Origin of the sequence: Paraburkholderia sp. Ac-20342 (assembly GCF_017104985.1) — a bacterium.
Lineage (GTDB): Bacteria > Pseudomonadota > Gammaproteobacteria > Burkholderiales > Burkholderiaceae > Paraburkholderia.
Window position 1 is genome coordinate 75,124 of record NZ_JAAGPQ010000001.1, and the last position, 24,468, is coordinate 99,591.

Below are 24,468 nucleotides of genomic sequence, written 5' to 3' on the forward strand. Positions count from 1 at the left end.
CGGCCATGGCGCGCAAAGGCATCATTCTCGCGGGCGGTTCGGGCACCCGCCTGTATCCGATCACACATGTCGTCTCGAAGCAGCTGCTGCCGGTCTACGACAAGCCGATGATCTACTACCCGCTTTCCACGCTGATGGTGGCGGGCATTCGCGACGTGCTGATCATCTCCACGCCGCAGGACACGCCGCGCTTCGAGGCGATGCTCGGCGACGGCAGCCAGTGGGGCATGAACATCCAGTACGCGGTGCAGCCGTCGCCGGACGGGCTCGCGCAGGCGTTCATCATCGGCCGCGAGTTCGTCGGCAACGATCCGTCGGCGCTGATTCTCGGCGACAACATTTTCTACGGCCACGATCTTGCGAAGCAGCTCGAGCGCGCCAACGACCAGACCGACGGCGCGACCGTGTTCGCGTATCACGTGCACGATCCGGAGCGCTACGGCGTGGTCGAATTCGACGAGCAGTTCCGTGCGCTGTCGATCGAGGAGAAGCCCGCGAAGCCGCGCTCGCACTACGCGGTCACGGGCCTTTACTTCTACGACAAACAGGTCTGCGACATCGCCGCGGACATCAAGCCGTCGCCGCGCGGCGAACTCGAAATCACCGACGTCAACTCGCGCTATCTCGCGAACGCGGCGCTCAACGTCGAGATCATGGGCCGCGGCTATGCGTGGCTCGACACCGGCACGCACGATTCGCTGATCGAGGCCGCGACCTTCATCGCGACGCTGCAAAAGCGCCAGGGTCTCGTGGTGGCGTGTCCGGAAGAGATCGCGTACCGCCGCAAGTGGATCGACGGCGAACAGCTGCTCGCGCTTGCCAAGCCGCTCGCGAAGAACGCCTACGGGAAGTACCTGCAAAACATTCTTACGGATCACGTCGCATGGCCATCCAGGTAACCGCTACGGCACTGCCCGAAGTCAAGATCATCGAGCCGAAGGTGTTCGGCGATGCGCGTGGTTTTTTCTTCGAGAGCTTCAATGCGCTCGAATTTGCTGAGAAGGTCGAGGCGGGCGTCGAGTTCGTGCAGGACAACCACTCGCGCTCGGCCAGGGGCGTGCTGCGCGGTCTGCATTATCAGATCCAGCATGCGCAGGGCAAGCTCGTGCGCGTCGTCGAAGGCGAGGTGTTCGACGTGGCCGTCGACATCCGCAAGAGCTCGCCGAATTTCGGCAAGTGGGTCGGCGTGACGCTGTCGGTCGAGAATCACCGGCAACTGTGGGTGCCGCCTGGCTTCGCGCACGGCTTCGTCGTGCTGTCGGAGTCCGCGCAGTTCCTCTACAAGACCACCGACTACTGGTTCCCCGAGCACGAGCGCAGCATCGTGTGGAACGATCCGGCCATCGGCATCGAATGGCCGATCGGCGTCGAACCGCTGCTCGCGGCGAAGGACGCGGCAGGCAAGCGCCTCGCCGAGGCCGAAGTTTACGCATAAGGGACAGCCGCATGAGCGCACAGGATGCGAAGCGCACGATTCTCGTCACGGGCGTGAACGGCCAGGTCGGCTACGAACTCGCGCGCACGCTGCAGGGCCTCGGCAAGGTGGTGGCAGTCGACCGCTCGCGGCTCGATCTGTCGAACCTCGATCAGATCCGCGCGGTGGTGCGCGAGGTACGTCCCGCGCTGATCGTCAACCCGGCGGCCTATACGGCGGTCGACAAGGCGGAGCAGGAAGCCGATCTCGCGATGCGCATCAACGGCGAGGCGCCGGGCGTGCTTGCCGAGGAAGCGAAAAAGCTCGGCGCGGCGCTGATCCACTATTCGACCGACTACGTGTTCGACGGCACGAAGCAAGGCGCCTACGTCGAGGACGATCCGACCGATCCGCAGAACGCCTACGGCCGCACCAAGCTCGCGGGCGAGCAGGCGATCGCGGCGACGGGCGTCGATCACCTCGTGCTGCGCACGAGCTGGGTGTACGGCACACGCGGCAAGAACTTTCTGCTGACGATGCTGCGGCTCGGCGCCGAGCGTCCCGAACTGAAGGTCGTCGCCGACCAGTTCGGCGCGCCCACCTGGTGCAACACGATCGCGACGCTGACCGCGCATCTGTGCGCGCAGGCCTTCGCCGCCGAACACGGCGCGACATGGTGGCACGAGCGCTCGGGCATCTATCACCTGTGCGCGGGCGATTCGACTTCGTGGCACGGCTTCGCGTCGGCGATCTTCGAGCTCGCAGGCCTGCCGAACCGGCCGAACACCCTGCCGATTCCCGCCGCGGATTACCCCACGCCGGCGCAGCGTCCAGCCAATTCCAGAATGTCGAACGAGAAGCTGGCGCGCGTGTTCGGGCTTGCCGCGCCGCATTGGCGCGACGCGTTGCGGCTGTGTCTGACGGACGGTTTTCCGAAGTCGCCCGCGGCCTGTTCCTGAGGCTGTTTTTGCGGCAGCCCGCGCGTGCTCTCATGGCGCCCAGACGGTACACGGACGCATCGGGAGACGCAGCGCGCTGCCCGTCCGCGCACGGCTTCCCCGAACTAACGAAGCCTGACAGTGGTGAAAGGGGGCGGCGGTAGAATGTCGCGATACGAACGTGCCACCGGGCGCTTCTCCGGTGCGGCGCATGATAGCGGCGCCGCGCGGGCAAAGCGCACGCAGGGTGGCGCAATTCGTGCCGGACGTGCCGAACGGATCGTGCCGATGAATTCGCCTCAGTGCGCCGCCGTCGCGCGGTCACGTAATAAGTACGAAATCGAGAGGAAGCTGTGAGTTTGTTACCGATCATTCTGTGCGGCGGAGCGGGATCGCGGCTTTGGCCGGTGTCCCGCGAATTGCATCCGAAGCCGTTCATCCGTCTCGCGGACGGCGAAAGCCTGCTGCAGAAAGCCTTTCTGCGCGCGGTGGCGCTGCCCGGCGTGCAGGAAGTGCTGACGGTGACGAACCGCGAGCTGTTCTTCAAGACCGAAGACGATTTCCGCGAGGTCAACGAGAAGGGCGTGGCGACCTCGTTCATTCTCGAACCGTTCGGCCGCAATACGGCCGCGGCGGTCGCCACGGCGGCTTTGCATACCGCGAAGGCGCACGGCGAAGACACGGTGATGCTGATACTCGCCGCCGATCATCTGATCGCCGATCAGGCCGCGTTCGCGGCGGCGGTCGAGCGGGCGCGCACGCTCGCGCAGGCCGGCAAGGTCGTGACCTTCGGCATGCATCCGGAGACGCCCGAAACCGGCTACGGCTATATCGAAGCCGATGGCGAGCGGGTCGTGCGCTTCGTCGAGAAGCCGTCGCTCGACAAGGCCCGCGAATATCTCGCCTCGGGCAAGTTCGTGTGGAACTCGGGCATGTTCTGCTTCACCGCGGGCACGATCCTGAAGGAAATGCGCGAGCATTGTCCGGACATTCTCGATGCCGCGGCCGCGTGCATGGAGAAGTCGCCCTCGGCCGAGGGCGCGACCGGCGCGCAGGTGCGGCTCGAACCGGGCAGTTTCGGCGCGGTGCCGGAGTTGTCGATCGACTACGCGGTGATGGAGAAGTGTGCGCACGCGGCGGTCGTGCGTTGCGACATCGGCTGGACCGACGTCGGTTCGTGGACCGCGCTGTCCGACCTGTCGCCGGCCGACGCGAGCGGCAACCGCGTCGAAGGCGAGGCGCTGCTCGTCGACGTGAAGAACTCGTATCTGCGCAGCGGCGGCCGTCTGATCGGCGCGGTCGGCATCGACAATCTGATCGTGATCGACACGCCCGACGCGCTGCTCGTCGCGAACAAGGCGCGCGCGCAGGACGTGAAGCAGATTTTCGCGGAACTGAAGTTGCGCGGCCACGAGACGTACAAGGTGCATCGCACCGTGCATCGGCCGTGGGGCACGTACTCGGTGCTCGAAGAGGGGCCGCGCTTCAAGATCAAGCGCATCGAGGTGAAGCCGGGCGCGAGCCTGAGCCTGCAGATGCATCATCACCGCAACGAGCATTGGGTCGTGGTGAGCGGCATGGCGAAGGTCGTCAACGGCGAGCAGGAATTTTTCGTGTCGACCAACGAGTCGACCTACATCCCGGCCGGTCACAAGCACCGCCTCGAAAATCCGGGCGTCGTCGAGCTCGTGATGATCGAAGTGCAAAGCGGCGAATATCTCGGCGAAGACGATATCGTCCGCTTCGAGGACATTTACGGACGTACTTGAGATGGATATCAGTTTTACCAACGACTCCGAAGACCTGACGCGCCACAACGAGCGCGACGATCTGTTTATCGGCATGAAGGCGCTGCGCGTGTGGGGCACGCTCGGCTGGCACGACATCCGCCAGCGTTATCGCCGCTCGGTGCTCGGGCCGTTCTGGTTCACGCTCAGCACGATCATCATGGTGGTCGTGCTCGGCGCGCTGTACTCGACGCTGCTGCACCAGGAAATCGCGAACTACCTGCCGTATCTCGCGGTCGGGCTCGTCGTGTGGGCGTACCTGGCGTCGGTCGCCAACGAGGGCTGCCTCGCCTTCATCGGCTCCGCCTATCTGATCAAGCAGATCAGGCTGCCGCTCACCGTACATGTGTGCCGCATCGCGTGGCGCAACTTCGTGATCCTGCTGCATAGCCTGCCGGTGGTGGTCGTGCTGCTGATCGTGTTCGGCCACTGGCCGGGCTGGGAAATCGCGCTGGTGCCGTTCGCGCTCGTGATCCTGCTGCTGCACGGCGTGTGGCTCGGCGTCACGCTCGGCGTGCTGTGCGCGCGCTTTCGCGACATCCCGCCGATCGTCACGAACCTGATCCAGGTCGTGTTCTTCTTCACGCCCGTCATGTGGTCGCCGGAAATTCTCAAGGACCGCGCGTGGGTCGCCGAATACAACCCGCTCTATCACCTGATCGAAACCGTGCGCGCGCCGCTCACCGGCCGCCCGACCCATTGGGAGTCGTGGGCCTGGTCGATCGGTCTCCTGATCGTCGGCTTTGCGTTCGCGCAGATCCTGATGAAGCGTTTCCGTAATCGCGTTCCTTACTGGCTTTGATATTGTGAGTTCCTCATCGATTGTCGCTCGTAACATCTCCGTCGAATTTCCGATTTACGAGAACTCGCATCGTTCGCTGAAAAAGGCGGTGCTCAATCTGACGACGGGCGGCCGGATCGGCCAGGACGCGGGTCGCCATGCGATCGTCCGCGCGATCGACGACCTCAGCTTCACGTTCGGCGAAGGCGAGCGCATCGGCCTGATCGGCCATAACGGCTCGGGCAAGACGACGCTGCTGCGCACGCTGTCGGGTGTCTATGCGCCGGTGCGCGGCGAGCTGAAGGTGCAGGGCAAGATCGCCTCGCTGCTCGACGTGTCGATGGGCCTCGACCCCGACGCGACCGGCTTCGAAAACATCTATCTGCGCGGCATTCTCGACGGGCTGAAGCCCGCGCGCATCCGCAGCAAGATCGACGAGATCGCCGACTTCAGCGAACTCGGCGACTACCTGAATCTGCCGGTGCGCACCTATTCGAGCGGGATGATGCTGCGCCTCGCGTTCGCGATCTCGACGAGCGTCGAAGCCGACATCCTCATCATGGACGAATGGCTTAGCGTCGGCGACGCCGAATTCAGCGTGAAGGCGGCCGAGCGGCTGGAAAGCCTCGTCGGCAAGGCGGCGCTGCTGGTGGTGGCGTCGCATGATCCGAAGCTCGTCGCGCGCGTGTGCAACCGCAAGATCTCGATGGAGCACGGCAAGATGATCGCCGACGAAGCCGTGCTGCCGCCGGAAGAAACCGACGAGCCGCCCGTCAGCCACACCGCGCAGTTGCCGCACTGAGCGTGCGCGGGCGGCCGTCGCGCCGCGCGTGCATGACCGTCGGGCGTCGCGACGTGAGCCGCATTGGCGCGGCGTAATGCCTGGCGTAGTGTGGCCGGCCTGTCGCGGCGTGGCGCGGTGCCGTGCATGGCGCACGGCGCGCCGTCGAGCGTGACGACACCGCGAGACACCGCGACCCGGCGGCGCAATCATCCGGACGCGCGGTTCAGTAACACCGCTCGGGGCTCGTCCCCGAGGCGCAACAAGGTTCGAATTTCATGCGAGCTAATCACCCATTCCTGCGCTACTCCGAATCCCTGCTCGTGCGTCAGCCGTTTCGCACGTTGAAGGGTTTTGCGGGCGGCTATATCGCCTATCCGATTGCCGAGAGCGCCGAAAAACGCAGCGTGCGGCCGAAAATCCGCGAACTGCGCGAGCACTACACGCTGCCGATGCCGCATCGCCGCCGCATCGCGCTCGAACGGCTCGCCAACATGCTCGAATTCGCCGGCGCGAAGGTGCCTTACTACCGCGATCTGTTTCTTGCGAGGCAGTTCGAGCCGGCCAGGGTCAAGGACGACCCGCGCTATCTGGAAGAGCTGCCGTACCTGACCAAGGACATCATCCGCGAGCAGGGGCCGCGTCTGCTGTCGGGGCCGCTCGTGGCGGGCCAGCACCATGCCTGCAAGACCGGCGGCTCGACCGGGCTTTCGACGACGATCTACTACGACCAGCAAGGCGCCGATTATTCGTCGGCGGTCACGAACTATTGCCGCGAGCGGATCGGCAAGCTGCGCCATCGCTCGGAGCTGCACTTCGCATGCCGTTTCCCCGATCAGGCCGTGCCCGAGTGGCCGTCGCGCGAAGATTTCAAATGCTTCGCGATGAATCGCAGCAACATCTTCTTCGACCGCATCGACGACCAGGGCCTCGAGGAAATGTGGCGCACGCTCAAGCGCCGCCGGCCGTATCTCGCGCACTCGCATCCCTCGACGATGTACGCGCTCGCCTGCTACGTGCAGCGCAAGTACGGCGGCGGCAAGGCGTTCCAGGTGTTCGAATCGAGCGGCGAGCTGCTCGAACCGCAGGCGCGCGAGATGATCGCGAAGGCGCTGCGCTGCCGCGTGATCGACCGCTACGGTCTCGCCGAACTCGGCGTGATGGCCTACGAACTCGACGGTCATGAAGGCGGCTTCCAGATTCTCGAATCGGAAGGCTGGCCGGAAAGCCGCGTCGCGCCCGATAACCCCGACGGCGCGCACGAACTCGTGTTCACGGGTTTTCGCAACCGGCTGATGCCGCTGATCCGCTACACGACCGGCGACCTCGCGCGCGTGCAGGAAACGGAAAAGGGCTTCTTCCTGACCGACGTGGTCGGCCGGATTCACGACGTCGTGCCGATCAACGGCGTCGCGCATCCGACGCACCATATCCAGGACATGCTCGATCACCGCGTCGGCGGCATTCAGGAGTTCCAGATCGACTTGCGCACGACGCCGCCCACGCTGCGCATCGTGCTCGAACCGCACGCGAACGCGGAAGAAACGACCGCGAAGCTGCGCCACTTCTGGCAGGACGCGTTCACGATCGCCTACGTCGGTCACGACGACTTCGTGCGCGTGGGCAGCCGCGCCAAATTCCGTCACGTGGTGGGCGCATGATCGGCGTCGCGTGTCCCGAGGCGCGCGCCGAGGCCGGCCAGTATGTGCTGGCGGCGCTGCGGCGCTCGGTCAGCACGACCCAGGCGCAGGCGATCACGCGCAACGTGCTGCACGAGATCGCGCCCGACGTCGTGGTCGCCGTCGACGCGCCCGATGCCTGGAGTGCCGACCTGATCGCTTATGTGAATGCGCGGCCGCGCAAGCTGATCGTGTTCGGCCATATGCCGATCGCGCTCGCGGACTATCTGCGCTATCGGCCCACGGCTTTGCCGTCCGGGCTCGGCGCGGCGAGCCGCAGTGCCTCGGCGCCTGCGGGCGAGTCGCGCGAAAGCGCGGCGGCGGTGCGCTATGGCGCGTTGGCACAAACACTCGGCGGCGCGCAGTGGCATCGCCCGTTCGAACGCTTCGACTTCACTGACGAGTGGAACAACCTCGGCTACGGCGCGATTCGCGCCGACGGCTCGATCTGGGCGCTCGCGGAAGCTCCTCAAGTGCCGGCCGAAGCGGAGCTGGCGTCGGTCGTCGTGAACGGCGAGCGGCAGTTCGCCTACGCGGCGTTGTGGGAGGCGGGTGCCTCGGCCGTGCTGTGGTTCAACCGGCCGGCCGGCCCGTGCGATTCGTTCGAATGGCGCCTCGTCGAGCAGTTCCTGTCGGGCTACCGGGCCGATGCGCTGCCGTGTCAGCCGGTGCTGAGCGAACTGCCGTGGGGCTATGACGCGGCAATCACGTCGCGGCTCGATTGCGACGAGGACGTCGAATCGGCGCGTCCGTTGTGGCAGGCGTACCAGCGGCTCGGCGTGCCGTTCTCGCTCGCCGTGCATACGCAGAACCTGCAACGCGGCGGTCAGCACGAAATCCTGCGCGAACTGCTCGCCGACCGGCAGCAGGGCGCGGTGCTGTCGCATACGGCGACGCACTCGCCGAACTGGGGCGGCAGCTACGACACCGCGCTCGCCGAAGGCGCGCAATCGGCCGAACTGCTCGAACGCGCGACCGGCGTGCCGGTGCGCTACGCGGTGTCGCCGTTTCACCAGTCGCCGCCGTATGCGATTCGCGGCCTCGTCGACGCGGGCTACGCGGGCTGCGTCGGCGGCATCATCCGCAACGATCCCGAGTTTCTGACGGCGCGCGGCGGCGCGCTGGCCGGCTTGCCGGCGGGTTTCGTCGGCCATAGCCAGCAATGCATGCTGCACGGCGACTGCATGCGCAAGGACGGCGATCCGCTCGCGATCTTCAAGCAGGCCTTCGACATCGCCTACGCCACCCACACGCTGTTCGGCTACCTCGATCATCCGTTCTCCGAGCGCTACGCCTACGGCTGGTCCGACGAGGCCGCGCGCATCGACACGCACGAGCAGTTCATCGCCTATATGCGCGGCAAGGCGCAGCGGCCGCTGTTCCTGCACGAGGAAGCCGCGCTCGACTTCCTGCGCTTCAGGTCGCTCACGCACATCATCGAAGAGGACGGCGCGTTTCGCGTCGTGACGCCGTCCACGCACACGCTGCCCCTGACGCTCGGCGTCGAGTTCAAGGGCACTCACCAGCAGGTCAAGGCGGGGAACGCATTGCAATGAAAGTCATGGTCGTGATGGGCACCCGGCCCGAGGTCATCAAGCTCGCGCCGGTCGTGCGCGCGTTGCGCGGCGAGTTCGAAACGATCGTCTGCGCGAGCGGACAGCATAAGGACATGGCCGCGCAGGCGCTCGAATTCTTCGGCATCGAACCGGACATCACGCTCGATACGATGAGCCCGGGGCAATCGCTGAACGCGTTGTCGTCGCGGCTCATTGCGGCGCTCGATCGCGCGCTCGACGAAACGCGCCCCGACTGGGTGATCGTGCAGGGCGATACGACGACGGCGTTTTGCGCGGGCTTCGCCGCGTTTCATCGCGGCATTCGCGTCGGCCACGTCGAAGCGGGGCTGCGCACCGGCGATCTCGCGAGCCCGTTTCCCGAGGAAGCGAACCGCAGCCTGCTCGGCCGCATCGCGACGCTGCATTTCGCGCCGACCGAACGCGCGCGGGAGAGCCTGCTGGCCGAAGGCATCGCGGCGCAGAAGATCGTCGTGACCGGCAACACGGTCGTCGATGCGATCGCCGAAGTGCGCGCGAGCTGGAACGTCGCGCCGCCCGCGAGCCCGCTGCCCGAATGGCACGGCGCGCAGCAGCATGTGCTCGTGACGTGCCACCGGCGCGAGAATTTCGGCGACGTGCTGCAGGACATCTGCCGCGTGCTGCGCGATCTGTGCCAACGCTATCGCGATTACCGCTGGGTGTTTCCGGTACATCTGAACCCGGCTGTGCGCGGCCCCGTGCATCGCGAGCTCGACGACATCGCGAATCTCACGCTGATCGAGCCGGTCGACTATCCGACGAGCCTCTATCTGATCAGCGGCAGCGCGGTCGTGGTCAGCGACTCGGGTGGCATTCAGGAAGAAGCGCCGAGCTTCGGCGTGCCGGTGGTCGTGATGCGCAATCACACCGAGCGCCGCGAGGGTGTCGATGCCGGCTTTGCGACGCTCGCGGGCCAGAGCGCGGCCAGCATCGAGAGCGCGGTGATCGGCTGGCTCGACGACCCGGCGCGGCGCGCGGCGCTGCGCAATCGCGCGAATCCGTACGGCGACGGGCTGGCTTCGCGGCGCATTGTCGAGAGCCTGCAGGGTAGGCCGGTCGAGGTGTTCGTTGGTTGACGGTACACGGGGTACGCAGGGTACGCACGGCCAGAACGGCGCGCTCGCCGCGCACGACTGCGTGCTGTTCTCGACCGCGGACTGGGACGAACCGTACTGGACCAACAAGCAGCACACGGCGAGCATTCTCGCCGCGCGCGGCTGGCGGATTCTGTACGTGGAGAGCGTCGGTTTCCGGGCCCCGAAAGTCGGCAGCGGACGCGACTGGTCGCGGCTATGGCGACGCCTGTGGCGCGGCGTGCAATCGCTCGTGCTCGGGCCGCCACAACGCGCGGACAACCTCTGGGTGCTCTCGCCGCTGCTGGTGCCGGCCGGTCATCACCTGCCGTTCGTGCGTTCGCTGAACCAGGCGCTGCTGCGCTTTTCGGTGAACCGTTTCGCGAAGTCGCATCGCTATGACAAGCCGGTCGTCTGGACCTACCACCCGTACATGCTCGATGCGATCGCGACGCTGCCGCGCGGGCCGCTGGTGTATCACTGCGTCGACGACATCGCGGCGATTCCCGGCGTCGACGTCGAGGCGTTCCGCAACGCGCAGCACGATCTGCTCGGGCGCTGCGAGGCGGTGTTCACAACCGCGATGTCGTTGAAGGAAGTGTGCGAGCCGTTCAACCGCAACACGCATTTCTTCGGCAACGTCGTCGACGATACGCACTTCGGCACGGCGCTCGACGACGCTCCGCTGTCCGCTGAATTACCTGCCGAACTGGCCGCGATCGCCGAGCCGCGGCTCGTCTATCACGGCGTGCTGTCGGACTTCAAGGTCGACTTTCCGCTGCTCCTGCAAACGGCGCAGGCGCGGCCGCAATGGCAGTGGGTCATCATCGGCGAGGAACGCGAAGGGCAGCGCAGCGAACTGCTCGCGCAGCTCGCGCGCCTGCCGAACGTGCACCTGCTCGGCTATCGCCCGTACGGCGTGCTGCCGCAGTATCTGCGCGGCATGCGGGTGGGCGTGCTGCCGACGCTGCTCAACGAATACACGCGCTCGATGTTTCCGATGAAGTTCTACGAATATCTCGCGGCGGGTCTGCCGGTCGTGTCGACGCCGCTCGATTTCGCGAAGGAGCCGCGCGCCGGTCTCGAAGTGGGCGGCGACGCGCACGCGTTTATCGCGGCAATCGAAACGCAGCTCGCGCGCGGCAAGCTGAGCGCCGACGAAGCGCGCGCGGCGGTCGGCGAGAACACCTGGGAGACGCGGCTCGACAAGATGCTGGCGATCATGTTCGCCGGCGAGCCGGCTGGCGGCGGCGCGCGGGAACCTCGCGCGGAGGTGCGCGCGTGAGGGTCGTTCATGTCTACCGCACGTATTTCCCGGACCCGCCGGGTGGCCTGCAGGAAGCGATCCGCCAGATCGCGCTGTCGACGCGCGAGCGCGGCGTCGAAGCGCGCATCCTGACCTTGTCGCCGAACCCGGTGCCGGACATCGTCGACTATCCGGAAGGGCAGGTGATTCGCGAGAAGTCGTGGGCTGCGCCGGCGTCGTGCGATCTCGGCGGACCGTGCGCGGTGATGAAGTATCGCGAGATGGCCGCGTGGGCCGACGTCGTGCATTTTCATTTTCCGTGGCCGTTCGCGGACGTGCTGCATCTGCTCGGCCGCACGCGCAAGCCGACCGTGATGACCTATCACTCCGACATCGTGCGGCAGAAAGCGCTCGGCGCGATCTACGGGCCGCTGATGCGACGCACGCTGCGCAGCATGTCGGCCGTGGTCGCGACGTCGCCAGCCTATGCGCAAACCAGCGAGACGCTGGCCGCGTGCGTGTCGAAGGCGCGTCTGAAGACGATTCCGCTCGGCATCATCGATTACCGCGACGCGCCGCTGCCCGATAGCGTGCAGCGCGACGTCGAAAGCCGGCTCGGTCTCGCGGATGGTGAGCCGTATTTTCTCGCGCTCGGCGTGCTGCGCTACTACAAGGGGCTGCATACGCTCGTCGAGGCCGCGCCGGGTATCGGCGCGAAGCTCGTGATCGCCGGCTCGGGCCCGGAGCGTGAGCGTCTTGAGGCTCTCGCGCGGCAGCACGGCGCGCGCAACGTCGTGTTCGCGGGGCAGATCACGCATGAGGAAAAGGTCGCGCTGCTCAAGGGCTGCCGCGCGATGGTGCTGCCGTCGCATCTGCGCTCGGAAGCGTTCGGCATGGTGCTCGTCGAGGCCGCGATGTTCGGCAAGCCGATGGTGTGCTGCGAGGTCGGATCGGGGACTTCGTTTGTGAACGAGGATGGGGTGACGGGGTTCGTGGTGCCGCCCGAGTCGCCCGCGCGGCTGGCTGCCGCGATCAACCGCTTCGCGCTCGACGAAGCGTTGGCGCGCACGATGGGCGCGGCGGCGCGGGAGCGGTATGAGCGGCTCTTTTCCGGGGCGGCGTTGGGGAGGGCGTATCGGGCGCTGTATGAGGACGTGATGCGCGGCGGTGTTTGAGCCACCTACTTCGTGCCTTTTTGCGGCGCGGTTCTGAAGACCCACAGCTTGGCCGTCGCGAAGTTCACGAACATGCCGGCGACAGAGCCGGCCGCGACCGCCAGCAAGGGGCTCGCCGGACCGTGCGGCAGCAGATGCAACGCGAGCACGTAAGCGCCGTAATTGCATGCGCCGCCGAGCGACATCGCGGCCAGATACTGACACCATTCGCGCCACAGCGACGTGCCCGCCGCCGCGGTGAACGTGATGCGCCGATTGATCTGCCAGGTGACGAAGGCGGCGCACAGGAACGAAATCGCGCGCCCCGCATAGGGACCGCAACCGACGGCCAGGGCGGCATAGAGCACGCCGGCATCGACGGCAAAGCCGACCGCGCCGGCAACCGCGAACCAGATGAATTCGCGGTGCAGCTTAGCCACCTTGGCTCCGCGACTTCAGGGCGGGGATCGCGAGATAGGCGATGCGCTTCAGTTCGTTCCGGCCGCGCGTGACTGTGTCGAGAACGATGCCGCAAATCAGCAGGATCGCACCGAGCAGCATCAGCACCGTGCTGAGAATGAACGTCGGGATGCGCGGCACGAGGCCGGTTTCGACATAAGTCGTGAGGACAGGGATCGCCAGCACGATCGACAGCAGCGTGCAGATCGCGAAGCCCGTCGTGAAAAACGCGAACGGCCGCTCCGACTTGAAGAGCTTCAGGATCATCATCAGAATCCTGAAGCCGTCGCGGTAAGTGTTGAGCTTGCTTTCCGAGCCTTCGGGGCGCGACGAATAGCGCGTTTCGACTTCCGCTACGGGCATGCGCATGCCGAGCGCGTGGACCGCGAGTTCGGTTTCGATCTCGAAGCCCTTCGAGTGGGCCGGGAAGGTCTTCGCATAGCGGCGCGAAAACACGCGATAGCCCGACAGCATGTCCTTGAAGGTCTTGCCGAAAATCGTCGCCGCGCATTGCGTGAGCAGCACGTTGCCGAAGCGGTGGCCGAGCCGGTACGCGGTTTGCTCGTCGCTCAGACGCGAGCCGACGACCATGTCGAGCTTGTTTTCGATCAGCAGATCGACGAGGGCCGGAGCGGCGGCCGCGTCGTAGGTCGCGTCGCCGTCGACCATCACGAAGACGTCCGCGTCCACGTCCGCGAACATGCGGCGCACGACGTTGCCCTTGCCTTGCAGCGGCACGGAAATGACCTGGGCGCCCGCCGCGCGGGCGACGTCGGCCGTGTTGTCCTTCGAGTTATTGTCGAATACGACAATGTCGGCGTCGGGCAGGCTTTTGCGGAAGTCGCCGACGACGGTGCCGATTGCAGCCGCCTCGTTGTAGCAGGGAATGACGACGGCAATTCGAACAGCAGGGGTGTCAACCATATTCTTGAGGTCTTTTGCGGTAGCGTCTCGTCGCATGCAAGACGGCTTGCCAGTGATTAAAAGGCGCCAGAGAGATCGCCCCTCTTTGGGCAATTTTACCTGAAGCCGTATGACCTCCCTCGGGCCGCCCTGGGCCGCATGCCGCGCGCGAGGTGCGCGGCATGCGCAGACGGATGGCACACGGGATCAGCGGGGCTTGCCGCTCCGGTAGCCGCGCAGCGCATCGAACGCGAACACGAGGCAGCCGAGCAGCAGCGCGAGATAGGCCCACTTCATATGCGGCGGCAGGAAGCGGAACTGGATGTCGGCGTGACCGGCGGGCAGCTCGACTTCCTGGAAGATCTCGCCGCTGCGCGCGATCGGCGCCTCGTTGCCGTTGACCGTGGCGCGCCAGCCGGGCATGAACAGTTCGAGACGCGACAGCTTCGAGGGCGCGTCGCATTGCACGTGGGCCGCGTCGCGATCCTGCGGCGTGATCGTGCAGCCGGGCGCGCTGAAATAAGGTGCCGGTGCGGACAGTTCGAGAATCCGCATCACTTCGTCGCGGTAGACCTCCTTCAGGTCCTGATTCGGCGGTCCGGCGAGGTAGTCGCGCAGCTTCCTGAAATCCGGCGCATCGATATTGCTCGGTACGAGCGCATAGCGCACGCCGATGCGCGCGTAGGCCTCCCGGTTCGCGATGAGGCTATCGGCCGCGGACGGTCCGTTGGGATCATGCCGCGTGACCCCGGGAATCGGGTCCTGGTTGCTGTCGAGATGCGCGTTGACGTAGTGCGTCCAGTCGGACGGCGCCGGCAGATCGTTGTAGTTGATCGAGGCAATGCCGAAATACGAGCCGTAGTTCGGTGCGATGGGGCCGAACGTCGCGAAACGGTTCAGGCCCAGGTTGTCCTGCAGATAGCGCACGCCGGTGAGATGAACGGTCGAGTGGCGCGGGTGGCTGAGCGTGGGCACGAGGAAATTGACCACGCTTTCGACGATCAGCACGGTGGCGAGCGCCGTGGCGGGCGACCGGAGCACATCCATGCGCCACGCGACGACGGCGAGAGCCAGGAGGACCGCGAGGCCGAAAACGGCGCCGCCATGCGCGATCATGCCCGTGGGCACGATGTGATGCTGGATCATCGGGATGAGGCTGAGCAAACAGGCGAGCGCCGTGGCGGCGACCGCGAGCTTCAACCGCGCCGGGCGAGGCTGCGAGCCGATATCCGTCAACGCAAGCGCCGACAGAACGCACAGCGCGAGTTCCCACGACGGCGGGAAATAGCGGAAAAACGCGGCGTACTTGACGCCCGGGATGATGCGCGCGAGCGCATGAATGCCCGGTACGCCATACGTCATGCCGAGCGTCACGAGCACCCAGACGGCGAGCGCGATGCGCAGGCCGCGCAGCCGCTTGCCGCACATGCCGTACAGCGCCAGCACCGACAGGGCGATGCCGGCATAGCCCCCAATGGCGCCCCAGAAGCCCTCGATTCCCCGAAGCTGGAAGATGCCGCCGAACGCATAGGGCATCCAGGTGCCGAGCAGGGTCGAGCGTTGCATGACCACGCCCGCGAAGCCGTCCCCCGCGTGACCGCCCGTGTCCGAGAGCGGCAGGTAGTCGAAGAACGCGAGCACGATCGGAGCGGCAATCGCAAGCCCGACCAGCCCCCCCACCGCGACGTGCATGACGAAGCGCCCACGCGTCGCGCCCGGCACCGAGGCCGCGCGCACCAGCGTCCAGACGACGATCAGCAGGCCGTTCAGATACGCGACCTCGGGAAAGCCGGCATAGAGCGAACCAGCGATGCCGATGGCGATCCATGCCGCATTGCCACGTCGTCCTTCGGCGATATGCTCGCGGAGATTTTCGACGCCGAGCAGCACCATCGGCAGGAACGGCACCGGGTTGACGATCGCGTTGGCGAGCCAGGCAAACGTGCCGTTGAATTCGAAGGCTAGCGCACCCGCCAGAGCCGCGAGCGGGACACAGCCGAGTTTGCGCAGCAACGCCCATGTCGACAGCCCGGCGATGATCTGCAAGGACAGATGCATGTACAGCTGGCCGTTCGGCAGCGCGAGCAGAACGTTGAGCGGCGACAGCGCCGCCGCCTGCATTTCGCCGGCCAGCGGCACGCCCACGCCTTCGTAGTGATTCCACCATGGCAGATGGCCCGACAGAATGTCGAGCGCCGCGCGATGGCCGAGCGTATGGCTCGTAAACGCGATATTCGGATCGATGGTCGGCATCGGCGGGAAGCCGCCGAACGGACCCGGCAACACGTTGGTGGCGATGCCGCTATAAAGCGCGAGCGGGTCGGAAATCAGAATGCCGAGCAATAGTGGCGCCTTGACCAGCAGGGGGGCGAGTATGACGATCGCGACGCAGATCGCGAGCTGCCGGCGTTGCGATGGTTGCTCGGCAGGTTCAATAGGGGGCATGTGCTGCGCTCGAATGGGTGGTAATAGCGCGCCATCCTAGCATTTCAAAGTCTTGACGGCAGCATCGGCCCCACCTTCCTTCCCTTTCCGGCGGCCTTCCTCGCGTGTTGCCGATATGCCGTAAAACGCGGTCCGATGCGGGCTTAACGCGCCTTCCTGATCCGGAAACTCGCGCCGGGGTTGCGCATGAAAAGCGGTATGCGCGCGTTCATCAGGTCGGTGTGGAAGTGGCCCATGAACGTATGCGTGCGTGCGACGTTGCCGAAGAGACGTGCTTCGTTCTGCTGGATATCCGGAATCGACGGAATTGGCGAATAGTCGTGGCCGGGCGGCACGTCGCCGAGATTCGAAAAATGCGGCATGCCGGTTGGCAGCGAGTTGCGATATCCGTCACGTTCGGCAATGAGTGCTGCGACTTCGGGATGTTGCGCCGCCATTTACGGTTGCTTACAAAATATTCGTCGTCGCCAAGGGCAGCGCGCGAAGCCGGTGCGGCCACTGCGGCAAGGTGCGGCGCCCGCTATCGCGAGGCGCTTCGATAAACGTGACGGACGGCCTCGCGGCGAGAGCGCTGGCGCGCCGCGACAGCGGCCGTTTGCACGATGTTTTGGCGTAAAATCGAGCCCCTGCCGACAACGGTCCGAGCCTCTCCCGCTGACGACCGGCGCCGGGACTGCGCAGCGTCCCGCGGAAGGCCAAAGCCCACGATTCGGGACGGAGCCCGCAATATGCATTTCAAGATTCTCCTGACCACTCACAGTACCGCGTTCATGACGAGCGGTGGTGGTGAGTCGGAGCTCGTGCAGGTCGCCGAACTCCTCAACGATTCGGATGTACAGGCCGACATTTACGGCATCCGCAGCCGCCCGCTGCGCTTTTACGACGCGGTCATGCACTTCTCCGTTCATGCGGACGGCGAGGCGATCGTTCGCGAGACGGTCAATCACGGCAAGAAGCTCTTTCTCTGGCCCAACGTCTGGTGGCTGAGCCCGCCCGACGCCGCCGAAATCAGCCGGATCGGGGCGTTCGTGCGGCGTGCCGACCGGCTGCTCTTCAAGTCCGCGACCGAACTCGCTCATTTCAACGCGCATATCGCCGTCGATGCCGACAAATGCGTGGTGGTCGGCTCCGGTATCTCCGACCGGTTCCTTGCGCCAGCCGACAAGGATTTGTTGCCCACGGTCTGCGATGTCTCGGACTACGTGCTGTGTCTCGGCCTGATCGAGCCGGTCAAGAACCAGCTCGAACTGATTCGCGCGCTGAACCGCCTCGAACTGAACGGGCTCATGGTCGGCGGCTTCCGCGACGAGGAATACAACCGGCAATGCATGAGCGAGGCGCATCGCGGCATCCACTTTCTGCCGTTCATCCAGCCATGCAGCGCGTTGCTGCGCTCCGCGCTCGCCAACGCGCTCGTGGTCGCGGAGCCGAGCTTCGATCCGCCGGGCCGCTCGTGTCTCGAGGGCGCATTCGTGAAGAAGCCGCTCGTCATGGTCGATGGGGAGTGGCAGCGCGAGCACTTCGGCGGCAATGTCTGGTACGCGGCTTCCACCCGCGCGACGGACATCGTTCCCGCGCTTCAGGCAGCCCTTTCCGACACGGAGCGGGATGCGAAGATTGAAAGCAATTACGAACGGGTCTATGCACGGCATTCGTCGAGCACGGTAGCCGCAGACCTCATCAGACACCTGATCGATGCCGGCCTCACACACTCCTAAGATTCCTCGCCTGCTGGTGGTCCAGCGGCGCTCCATGACCGATGGGCGGATGAGTTCGCGCACGATCGGCGCGCGGTTCGCGCCTTTGCTGTCGTATATGCAGCGGCATCAGATGATCGAGTGGGAGCAGATTTCGGAAGCGGACGTCGGCGTGAGCCATCTGCATCGCTTCGACGTCGTGCTGTTCAACAAGCACGTCTCGAACCTGTCGCTGCAGATCATGCGGATGGCGAACGAACTCGGTCTTCATACGATCTACGATCTCGACGACTGGCTGCTCGATCTGCCGTCGTGGAGCGTCCTCGAAATGAACGAGGACGTGCTCTACAACGTGCTCGCGATGATTCGCGAGGCGAGCGCGGCGACCGCGTCGAACCCGCTGCTGCAGGAGCGCATGCGCAAGGTGCGGCGTTCCGACGACGTGCTCATTATCCCCAACGGTTTCGATCATCAGGCTTTCGATCTTTCGCCCGAATTGTGGACGGAAGCGCAGCCGCCGAAGATCATCTTCTCGAACCTCGACGGCATCAAGCTCGTTCATTTCCGCAAGGATTTCTTCGCGACGCTGAGAAGCTTTCTCACGCGCAACGAACACGTCCTGATCGATTTCTGGGGCGATCCGTTTCCCGAGCTTCATTCGATTCCGCGGGTGACGCATCGCGGCAGCCGCAGCAATATCGAGTACAAGAAGGCGATTCGCGACGAAGGCTATACGTTCGCGATCGTTCCGCTCGGCGCGGAAGAAGACCCCGAGACGCTGTTCTTCAACTCGTGCAAGTCGCCGATCAAATACGCGGATTACGGCAGCCTCGGCATTCCGAGCATCTATTCCGATTGCCCGACCTATCGCGAGAACGTCAGGCATCGCGTGACCGGCTATATCGCGCCGAATACGGCAGAGGGCTGGGCCCAGGCGCTCGAAGACATGCTGCGCGACGCGCCGCTGCGCCAGGCGATCCGCGAGCATGCCTATGCCGACGTGTTCGACCGCTTCAGCGTGCGGCGCATTTCGGCGATGTTCCTGAAGGCATTGCCCGACCCCGCCTCCAACCCGTCTTCCAGGTCTTTGCGTAACTAACTTTTATGGATCTTCTTCTGATTCGCCACGGCCAGTCGTTCGCCAACGTGGCCGGGCTGCTGAACTCGACCGAGCAGGACGAGTTGACCGAACACGGCCTCGACCAGGCCGCGAAGCTGCGCGCGCTGATGGAAGGCCGCGGCCTCGTGCCCGATCGCGTGTTTTCGAGCCCGTGGCGCCGCGCGCTGCAAACCACCGAAGTGCTGTTCAAGGACCGGAGCGACTGGACCGTCGACGCGCGTCTCGGCGAAACCAATGCGGGTCGCTTCGCGACCTGGAAGGCCGAGGATTTTCGCGTGGCGTTTCCCGACTGGGGCAAGCATCTGTCGGACCGTTACGAAGGCGGCGAGTCGCATCTCGAACTGGCCGCGCGCTCGGTGAACTGGGTCGAGGAAGAAGTGCTGCGCCATGCGGACAAGCCCGGCCTGATTGCCGCCGTCTGCCATGCCGGACCGATCTCGGTGATCTCGCAGTACCTGCTGAACGTTCCGCTGTCCCGATTCCCCAACGTGCTGGTGCCGAACGCTTCGATCACGCTGTTCCGGCAGAACCCGCATAACGGAAACTTCTATCTGCAGATCGCGGGGTTGTCATGAGTGCATCGATCCGGATTTTCGAGCCGCTATACGCGCCGGGGCAGGTGCTGTCCGAACCGGCTTTTCATCCGCTCGTGCTGCGCAACAACGAGCACGCGGCCTGGCGCGAGTTCTACATTCTCGTCGACATGTACCGCAAGGGCGTGCATTTGCAGCAGGACTTCACGGCGCTCTTTTCGCCGAAGTTCGCGTTGAAGGCGCGCATCGACGGCAGCCGTTTTCTCGAGTTCGTGCAGGCCAATCTCGATGCCGACGTCTGCATGCTTAACCCGTTTCCGCAGCTCGCCTATTTCTCGTACACCGCGTGGATGCAGGGCGAGCATGCGCACCCGGGGCTCGTCGAGCGCAGCCAGGCGTTGCTCGACGCATGCGGGATCGGCTGGAATCTGCGCGAGGCGCCGCGGCAGTCGGCGGATACGCTGTGCTATTGCAATTTCTGGGTCGGCTCGCAGTCGTTCTGGGAGAACTATGTCGGCAAGGTGCTCGAACCGATTGCGACCTTCCTCGAAACGCAAAGCGACACGGAAGCTGCGCGCGGCGTGCTCGAACCCACGATTCATTCGGATGACGCACCATTCCTGCCGTTCGTGGCCGAGCGGCTTTTCAGCACGTATCTGTCGCTGCATCGCGACGTGAAGGTCGCCGCGTATCCGATCGAGGGCGATGCGGTGCTCGACTATTGCGTCAGCGATTTCGAAAAGGACATCGTGCGCTATATGCAAAAGCCGATCGAGGCCGCCGACCGGGAGGCCGTTTTTCCGGCCGGGCAGATCGAGTTGATGAACCTGCTGTGCACGCTGTCGCAGAAGTACGTGCGCGCGCACTTTTCGTTCACGCCGCATCCGCATACGGGGCAGCCGATCGACTTCGAGCGGCGCGGCAAGTAACGCCGCGCGGGAGCGGGGCGGGGTGCCTGGGTTTGCCTCGACTCGGCCTCGGCTCCGCCTCGATCGATAACGCGCCGTTGCCGCTTATTTCTTCGCGACGTGCAGCGCGGCCGCAACCGCCGCGTGCGGCCGCGCCGGCGAACGCGCAGCCGCGCTCGCCACACCGATAGCAGCGAAAATCGTGCTCCAGACCTCGTCGCTGGCACGTTGCAGCACGCCGTCGGCGTGCTTCACATAGTCCATGTCGACGGAACAGCGCCCGCCCGCCTGGCCGAGGCGCTGCATCAGCGGCGCGACCCACGTTGCGAGTTCGGCCTCGGCGTCGAACACGCAGTCGGGCGGACAGATCTCGTGGGCGGCCGTGCCGCCGCGTACGAACACGGGCTTGCCGTAGTGCATCGCTTCGAGCACCGGTACGCAGAAGCCCTCATGGCGGCTCATCGCGAGCAGGCCGTTGGTGCTTTCGTAGCATTCGAACAGATCGGCGTCGTCGAGCATGCCCTTGAAGTCGACCTGTTCGAGCACGCCGAGGCTGCGCGCGTGATTGATCAGGAACTTCAGATAATCGTAGTTCGGCGTGCTGCCGACGATACTGAGCGTCGCGTTGAACTCGCACTGCTTGAGCAGCGCGAGAATGCCGATGCCGTCCTCGATGCGCTTGTGCGGCACCACCCGGCCGACCATCAGCAGATTCGGCGCGGGCCTTTTGCGGCTCTTGTGCGGCGGCTCGCGCCGGAACACGTACATGTCGGGAAAGACCGGCGGCACGATCCTGATTGCGCTCGCCGCGACGTTGCCGGCGAGGCTTTGCGCGGTGTTGAGCGAATTCGCGACCACCATGTCGAAGCGCGCGAGCAGTGGCAGCTGCGCGAGCGCCTGCTCGCACAGCTGCGCGGTGCGCGGTTCGAGCGCGCGCAGCAGTTGCGGATCGGTCACGCCGTGGAAGTAGCAGATTTTCCGGCAGTCGAGCGCGAGAATCCGTTCGAGATACGGATCGAAGATCGAGTAGCTGAGCAGGACCACGTCGTCCCGGGCGACTTCGTCGAATAACGCGTCGAGCGGGCGTACTCCGTGGGTTCCCTCGTCGAACCCGCTGGCATACATCTCGGCCGGCATGCCGAGACGTTCAGCCATTCGAACGAATCCGATGCAGTGGTTGCCCACCGCATCGCCCGAGAAAATGTCCGGAGCACACACTCGTAGCGTCATTTCGCTGTTACCTCGACAATGTCGGCCAATCGTCGGGCATAGGCGCGCGCAACTGCTTCGACCGAGTAATCGCGCTCGATCCGCGCCTTGCCCGCCTGTGCGATGCGCTCGCGGAGCGGCGCATCGTCGATCATACGTTTGAGCTGTTCGGCCGCGATCGATACATCCGGATCGCACCAGTACTGGCCTTCGGCGAACAGATAGTCGCCCGGGCGCAGCGGAACGAGTTCGCCGTCCACGAGAAAAGCGGTGTCGGGCTCGCAGAAGTCGACGTTGCCCGAGAAGTTCGTGACCACGACCGGCTGGCCGAGCACCATTGCTTCGGCGATCACGCGGCCGAAGCCCTCGCTGCGATGCAGGGAAATATAGGCGTCGCAGCAGGCCATGAAGTCGGTCGAATCCTGCCGGCTCAGACGCTCCGAGACGATGTGGATGCGGCTGTCGCCCGCGGCCAGATCGAGCACCGCGCGCCACACGGGATCGTCGTCGCGCACGTTCATCGCCTTGACCACGAGCCCGACGCCCGGCGAGCGCTCGCCGAAGGCCTGCTTGAACGCCTGCACGCCCGCGAGCGGGTTCTTGCGGCTCAACCAAGAGTTGCCGTCGAACATCAGGTAGAACAGGAACTCGTCGCCCGGCAGGCCGAAGCGTTCGCGTTGCGCGGCCAGCGGCGCGGGCACCTCGACCGCCATCGGCATGTGATAGACCGGCGTGTTGCCGAGCCGGCTGTACACGCTCTGCACGAAGCGGCTCTGCGCCCAGATTTCGTCGACCATGTGATGCACGTTGCCGAACGCGTCCGGCCAGTGGGGCAGTTCCCACGGCCACGCGCCGATCTTGTGGGTCGGCGCGTCGATCAGCTTGCGGCCGCCTTCCAGCGCGAGACGCACCATCTCCGGCGCGGGCAGGCAGATCAGGCTCACGTTGTACTTCAGTTCCTCGCTGATCAGATGATCGACCGAGTTGTCGAGCCGTGCCGGTCCCGCCATCGGCGCATTGACCAGCGTAACCGGCGTGGACGAGAGCTGCAGCACGCGCGCGGCCATGCGCGCGTCTTCGCCGAGGCCGAGCACGCCTTGCGGAAAGCCGATCACGTTGACGCCGAACTCGTAGGCCCCGGCGACGCGCGCGTGATAGCGGGCCGGTTCGGGCCTGCCGTCAGCGCTGTCGTCGTCCTCGTCGGAACCGTCGGCGCTGTCGGCCCACTGCACCTTCAGCGAACCGACGAGCGGGTATTCGGCCGATCCGCACTTGTTCCACCAGTGCACGAGCTGATCGCGGCCCTGCGCGGTGTTCAGGTCGTACACCTCGCGCAGATCGGGGCGGTCGCTCGCGATCATCGTGAGGAAGCGCGGCAGCAGCGTATCGTCGGCCGGCTGCTCGTCGTCGATTCGCGCGAGTTCTTCGGCGAGATGGGTCGGCGACCATTGAAGCGCGTAATACTCGTCGTGGCCGTGCTTGTCCCACCACGTAATGAAGCCGAGCCTCGCGCTGAAGCTGTGCAGATCGAACGATCCCTGCAGGTCGGGACGCTCGTTCCAGATCAGCAGCAGGAAGCGCGGCAGCAGCGGCAACGCGCCCTGCGCGCCGGCTTCGAGGCTGAACAGGGCGTCCGGCAGCGGCGGGATGGTCCAGCGCAGCACCGGATATTGCTGCTGGCCGTGCTTGGCCCACCACGACAGGCACTTCAGGCGTCCGGTGAAGCTGTCGAGCGAGCAGAGCGCCTGCAGGTCCTCGCGCTCGCCTTGCAGAAGCCGCAGGAAGTGCGGCACCGGCAGCCAGTCGGGGTGCGCGCCCCATTCGGGATCGAACATCCGCGCGGGCGTCGTGGGCGGCACCCAGCGGGCCGCGCCGTACTGCCGCTGGCCATCTTCGATCCACCACGACAGGCAGTTGAGCCGCCCCTTGAGCGAATCCAGGTCGAAGGACGCCTGCAGGTCCGGCCGTTCCCGATAGATTTCGGCGAGGAAGTGCGGCACGTAGGGACCGCCGTCGGCGGGAATCCGCTCGGGCTCGAGCATCGCGCCGCCGATCGGCGGCAGCGACCACTTGATGCGCGGATATTCGCGCTGGCCGTGGTCTTCCCACCAGCTCAGGCACGCGAGCCGCGACGTGAAGCTGTTCAGGTCGAAGGCGGCGCGCAGATCGGGTCGCTCGGTCGTGACGAGCGCGAGAAAGCGGGGCAGCGGCATCGCGCCGGAACCGGGCGCGTCGATCGGCGCGAGCAGCGCGGGCCACTCGACCGGCGGGCGCCACGTGACGCGCGGACAGTCGCGCTGGCCGTACTCGTCCCACCAGTTGAGGGCGTTCAGATAGCCGGTCAGCGTATCGAGCCTGAACGCCTGCGAAAGATCGCCGCGATTGCGCACGATCATCGTCACGAGCTTCGGCAATTGCAGGCCGGCTTCCGCGAGCACGGTTTCCGGCTCGAGCAGCGTTTCGCTCAGGTGCTTGGTGTCGAGCACGCTCGGCCTCGTCGAGCCGAGCCAGTACGCGACGGCGCTCGGGTGACGCTCGATCAGCGTGTCGTTGTCAAGCTGACGCAGATATTCGAGGTCTTCGTGCCGCAGCACCCAGTTGAAGTCCGGATACGTTTCCCGTGCCGACATTTCCCACCAGAAGTACAGCGTGATCCGGTCGTCGAGCGCTTTGGAATTGAAGCGCGCGAGATCGCCTCTGAATTTCATCAGAAAGTAGATCGCGCTCGGCAGGCAGAAAAGTTCCC

21 protein-coding genes are annotated in these 24,468 nt (G+C 65.4%); 15 read left to right on the plus strand and 6 right to left on the minus strand.

Features of this window, described 5'->3' with window-relative positions:
- Window positions 1-5: 5 nt before the first annotated feature.
- The 11 genes from rfbA to G3N58_RS00320 all read left to right on the plus strand — a co-directional run bounded on the left by rfbA (window position 6) and on the right by G3N58_RS00320 (window position 12,469).
- On the plus strand, window positions 6-899 hold the full coding sequence (rfbA, locus tag G3N58_RS00270; protein ID WP_167282205.1) for a glucose-1-phosphate thymidylyltransferase RfbA: 894 nt from the start codon (window positions 6-8) through the stop codon (window positions 897-899).
- Window positions 884-1,435: a dTDP-4-dehydrorhamnose 3,5-epimerase gene (rfbC, locus tag G3N58_RS00275; protein ID WP_167036316.1), complete on the plus strand. Its 552-nt coding sequence runs from the start codon at window positions 884-886 to the stop codon at window positions 1,433-1,435. The genes rfbA and rfbC overlap by 16 nt, the downstream gene beginning before the upstream one ends.
- 11 nt (window positions 1,436-1,446) lie before the next feature.
- Window positions 1,447-2,373, plus strand: a complete 927-nt coding sequence (gene rfbD / locus G3N58_RS00280; RefSeq protein WP_205998209.1) for a dTDP-4-dehydrorhamnose reductase — start codon at window positions 1,447-1,449, stop codon at window positions 2,371-2,373.
- A 332-nt stretch (window positions 2,374-2,705) separates the two neighbouring features.
- Entirely contained in the window at window positions 2,706-4,121 is a 1,416-nt protein-coding gene (locus G3N58_RS00285) for a mannose-1-phosphate guanylyltransferase/mannose-6-phosphate isomerase (protein ID WP_167036322.1), read from the plus strand.
- A gap of 1 nt (window position 4,122) precedes the next feature.
- Window positions 4,123-4,941 carry an ABC transporter permease gene (locus G3N58_RS00290; RefSeq protein ID WP_167036325.1) on the plus strand — a complete coding sequence of 273 codons (819 nt, stop codon included), beginning with the start codon at window positions 4,123-4,125 and terminating at the stop codon, window positions 4,939-4,941.
- 4 nt (window positions 4,942-4,945) lie between these two features.
- Entirely contained in the window at window positions 4,946-5,722 is a 777-nt protein-coding gene (locus tag G3N58_RS00295) for an ABC transporter ATP-binding protein (RefSeq protein ID WP_167036328.1), read from the plus strand.
- Between the two features lie 257 nt (window positions 5,723-5,979).
- A complete protein-coding gene (locus tag G3N58_RS00300) occupies window positions 5,980-7,362 on the plus strand; it encodes a phenylacetate--CoA ligase family protein (protein ID WP_167036331.1) in 1,383 nt (460 codons plus the stop codon).
- Window positions 7,359-8,936, plus strand: a complete 1,578-nt coding sequence (locus tag G3N58_RS00305; RefSeq protein ID WP_205998210.1) for a polysaccharide deacetylase — start codon at window positions 7,359-7,361, stop codon at window positions 8,934-8,936. The genes G3N58_RS00300 and G3N58_RS00305 overlap by 4 nt, the downstream gene beginning before the upstream one ends.
- A complete protein-coding gene (gene wecB / locus G3N58_RS00310) occupies window positions 8,933-10,051 on the plus strand; it encodes a UDP-N-acetylglucosamine 2-epimerase (non-hydrolyzing) (RefSeq protein ID WP_205998211.1) in 1,119 nt (372 codons plus the stop codon). The genes G3N58_RS00305 and wecB overlap by 4 nt, the downstream gene beginning before the upstream one ends.
- A gap of 61 nt (window positions 10,052-10,112) precedes the next feature.
- Window positions 10,113-11,333 (plus strand): glycosyltransferase, encoded by a 1,221-nt coding sequence (locus G3N58_RS00315; protein ID WP_346778225.1) that lies wholly within the window; start codon window positions 10,113-10,115, stop codon window positions 11,331-11,333.
- Complete coding sequence (locus tag G3N58_RS00320; RefSeq protein WP_205998213.1) at window positions 11,330-12,469, plus strand: glycosyltransferase; 1,140 nt, start codon at window positions 11,330-11,332, stop codon at window positions 12,467-12,469. The genes G3N58_RS00315 and G3N58_RS00320 overlap by 4 nt, the downstream gene beginning before the upstream one ends.
- A 5-nt stretch (window positions 12,470-12,474) precedes the next feature.
- Here the strand turns inward: G3N58_RS00320 and G3N58_RS00325 are convergent, their stop codons facing one another.
- From G3N58_RS00325 to G3N58_RS00340, 4 genes are all read right to left on the minus strand, one after another.
- Complete coding sequence (locus tag G3N58_RS00325; RefSeq protein ID WP_345890990.1) at window positions 12,475-12,888, minus strand: GtrA family protein; 414 nt, start codon at window positions 12,886-12,888, stop codon at window positions 12,475-12,477.
- The gene (locus G3N58_RS00330) at window positions 12,881-13,831 is read right to left on the minus strand and encodes a glycosyltransferase family 2 protein (RefSeq protein ID WP_167036341.1); all 951 of its coding nucleotides are present in this window, start codon (window positions 13,829-13,831) and stop codon (window positions 12,881-12,883) included. The genes G3N58_RS00325 and G3N58_RS00330 overlap by 8 nt, the downstream gene beginning before the upstream one ends.
- A gap of 186 nt (window positions 13,832-14,017) precedes the next feature.
- Entirely contained in the window at window positions 14,018-16,255 is a 2,238-nt protein-coding gene (locus G3N58_RS00335; protein WP_205998214.1) for a hypothetical protein, read from the minus strand.
- A 143-nt stretch (window positions 16,256-16,398) separates the two neighbouring features.
- Window positions 16,399-16,692 (minus strand): hypothetical protein, encoded by a 294-nt coding sequence (locus tag G3N58_RS00340; protein ID WP_241016446.1) that lies wholly within the window; start codon window positions 16,690-16,692, stop codon window positions 16,399-16,401.
- 291 nt (window positions 16,693-16,983) lie between these two features.
- Here G3N58_RS00340 and G3N58_RS00345 point away from each other — a divergent pair, with 291 nt between their 5' ends.
- The 4 genes from G3N58_RS00345 to G3N58_RS00360 are packed head-to-tail and all read left to right on the plus strand — an operon-like array spanning window position 16,984 to window position 20,534.
- Entirely contained in the window at window positions 16,984-17,973 is a 990-nt protein-coding gene (locus tag G3N58_RS00345; protein ID WP_167036347.1) for a glycosyltransferase family 4 protein, read from the plus strand.
- 49 nt (window positions 17,974-18,022) lie between these two features.
- Window positions 18,023-19,051, plus strand: a complete 1,029-nt coding sequence (locus tag G3N58_RS00350; RefSeq protein WP_241016937.1) for a glycosyltransferase — start codon at window positions 18,023-18,025, stop codon at window positions 19,049-19,051.
- Window positions 19,052-19,056: 5 nt separating this feature from the next.
- A complete protein-coding gene (locus G3N58_RS00355) occupies window positions 19,057-19,647 on the plus strand; it encodes a histidine phosphatase family protein (RefSeq protein ID WP_205998216.1) in 591 nt (196 codons plus the stop codon).
- Window positions 19,644-20,534 carry a hypothetical protein gene (locus tag G3N58_RS00360; protein ID WP_167036356.1) on the plus strand — a complete coding sequence of 297 codons (891 nt, stop codon included), beginning with the start codon at window positions 19,644-19,646 and terminating at the stop codon, window positions 20,532-20,534. Before G3N58_RS00355 ends, G3N58_RS00360 begins: the two co-directional genes overlap by 4 nt.
- An 84-nt stretch (window positions 20,535-20,618) precedes the next feature.
- On the opposite strand, the gene G3N58_RS00365 is transcribed toward G3N58_RS00360, so the two are convergent.
- Window positions 20,619-21,668, minus strand: coding sequence for a glycosyltransferase family 4 protein (locus tag G3N58_RS00365; protein WP_345890991.1), 1,050 nt, complete (start codon window positions 21,666-21,668; stop codon window positions 20,619-20,621).
- 71 nt (window positions 21,669-21,739) lie between these two features.
- Entirely contained in the window at window positions 21,740-24,430 is a 2,691-nt protein-coding gene (locus tag G3N58_RS00370) for a glycosyltransferase family 4 protein (RefSeq protein ID WP_241016444.1), read from the minus strand.
- Window positions 24,431-24,468 lie beyond the last annotated feature (38 nt).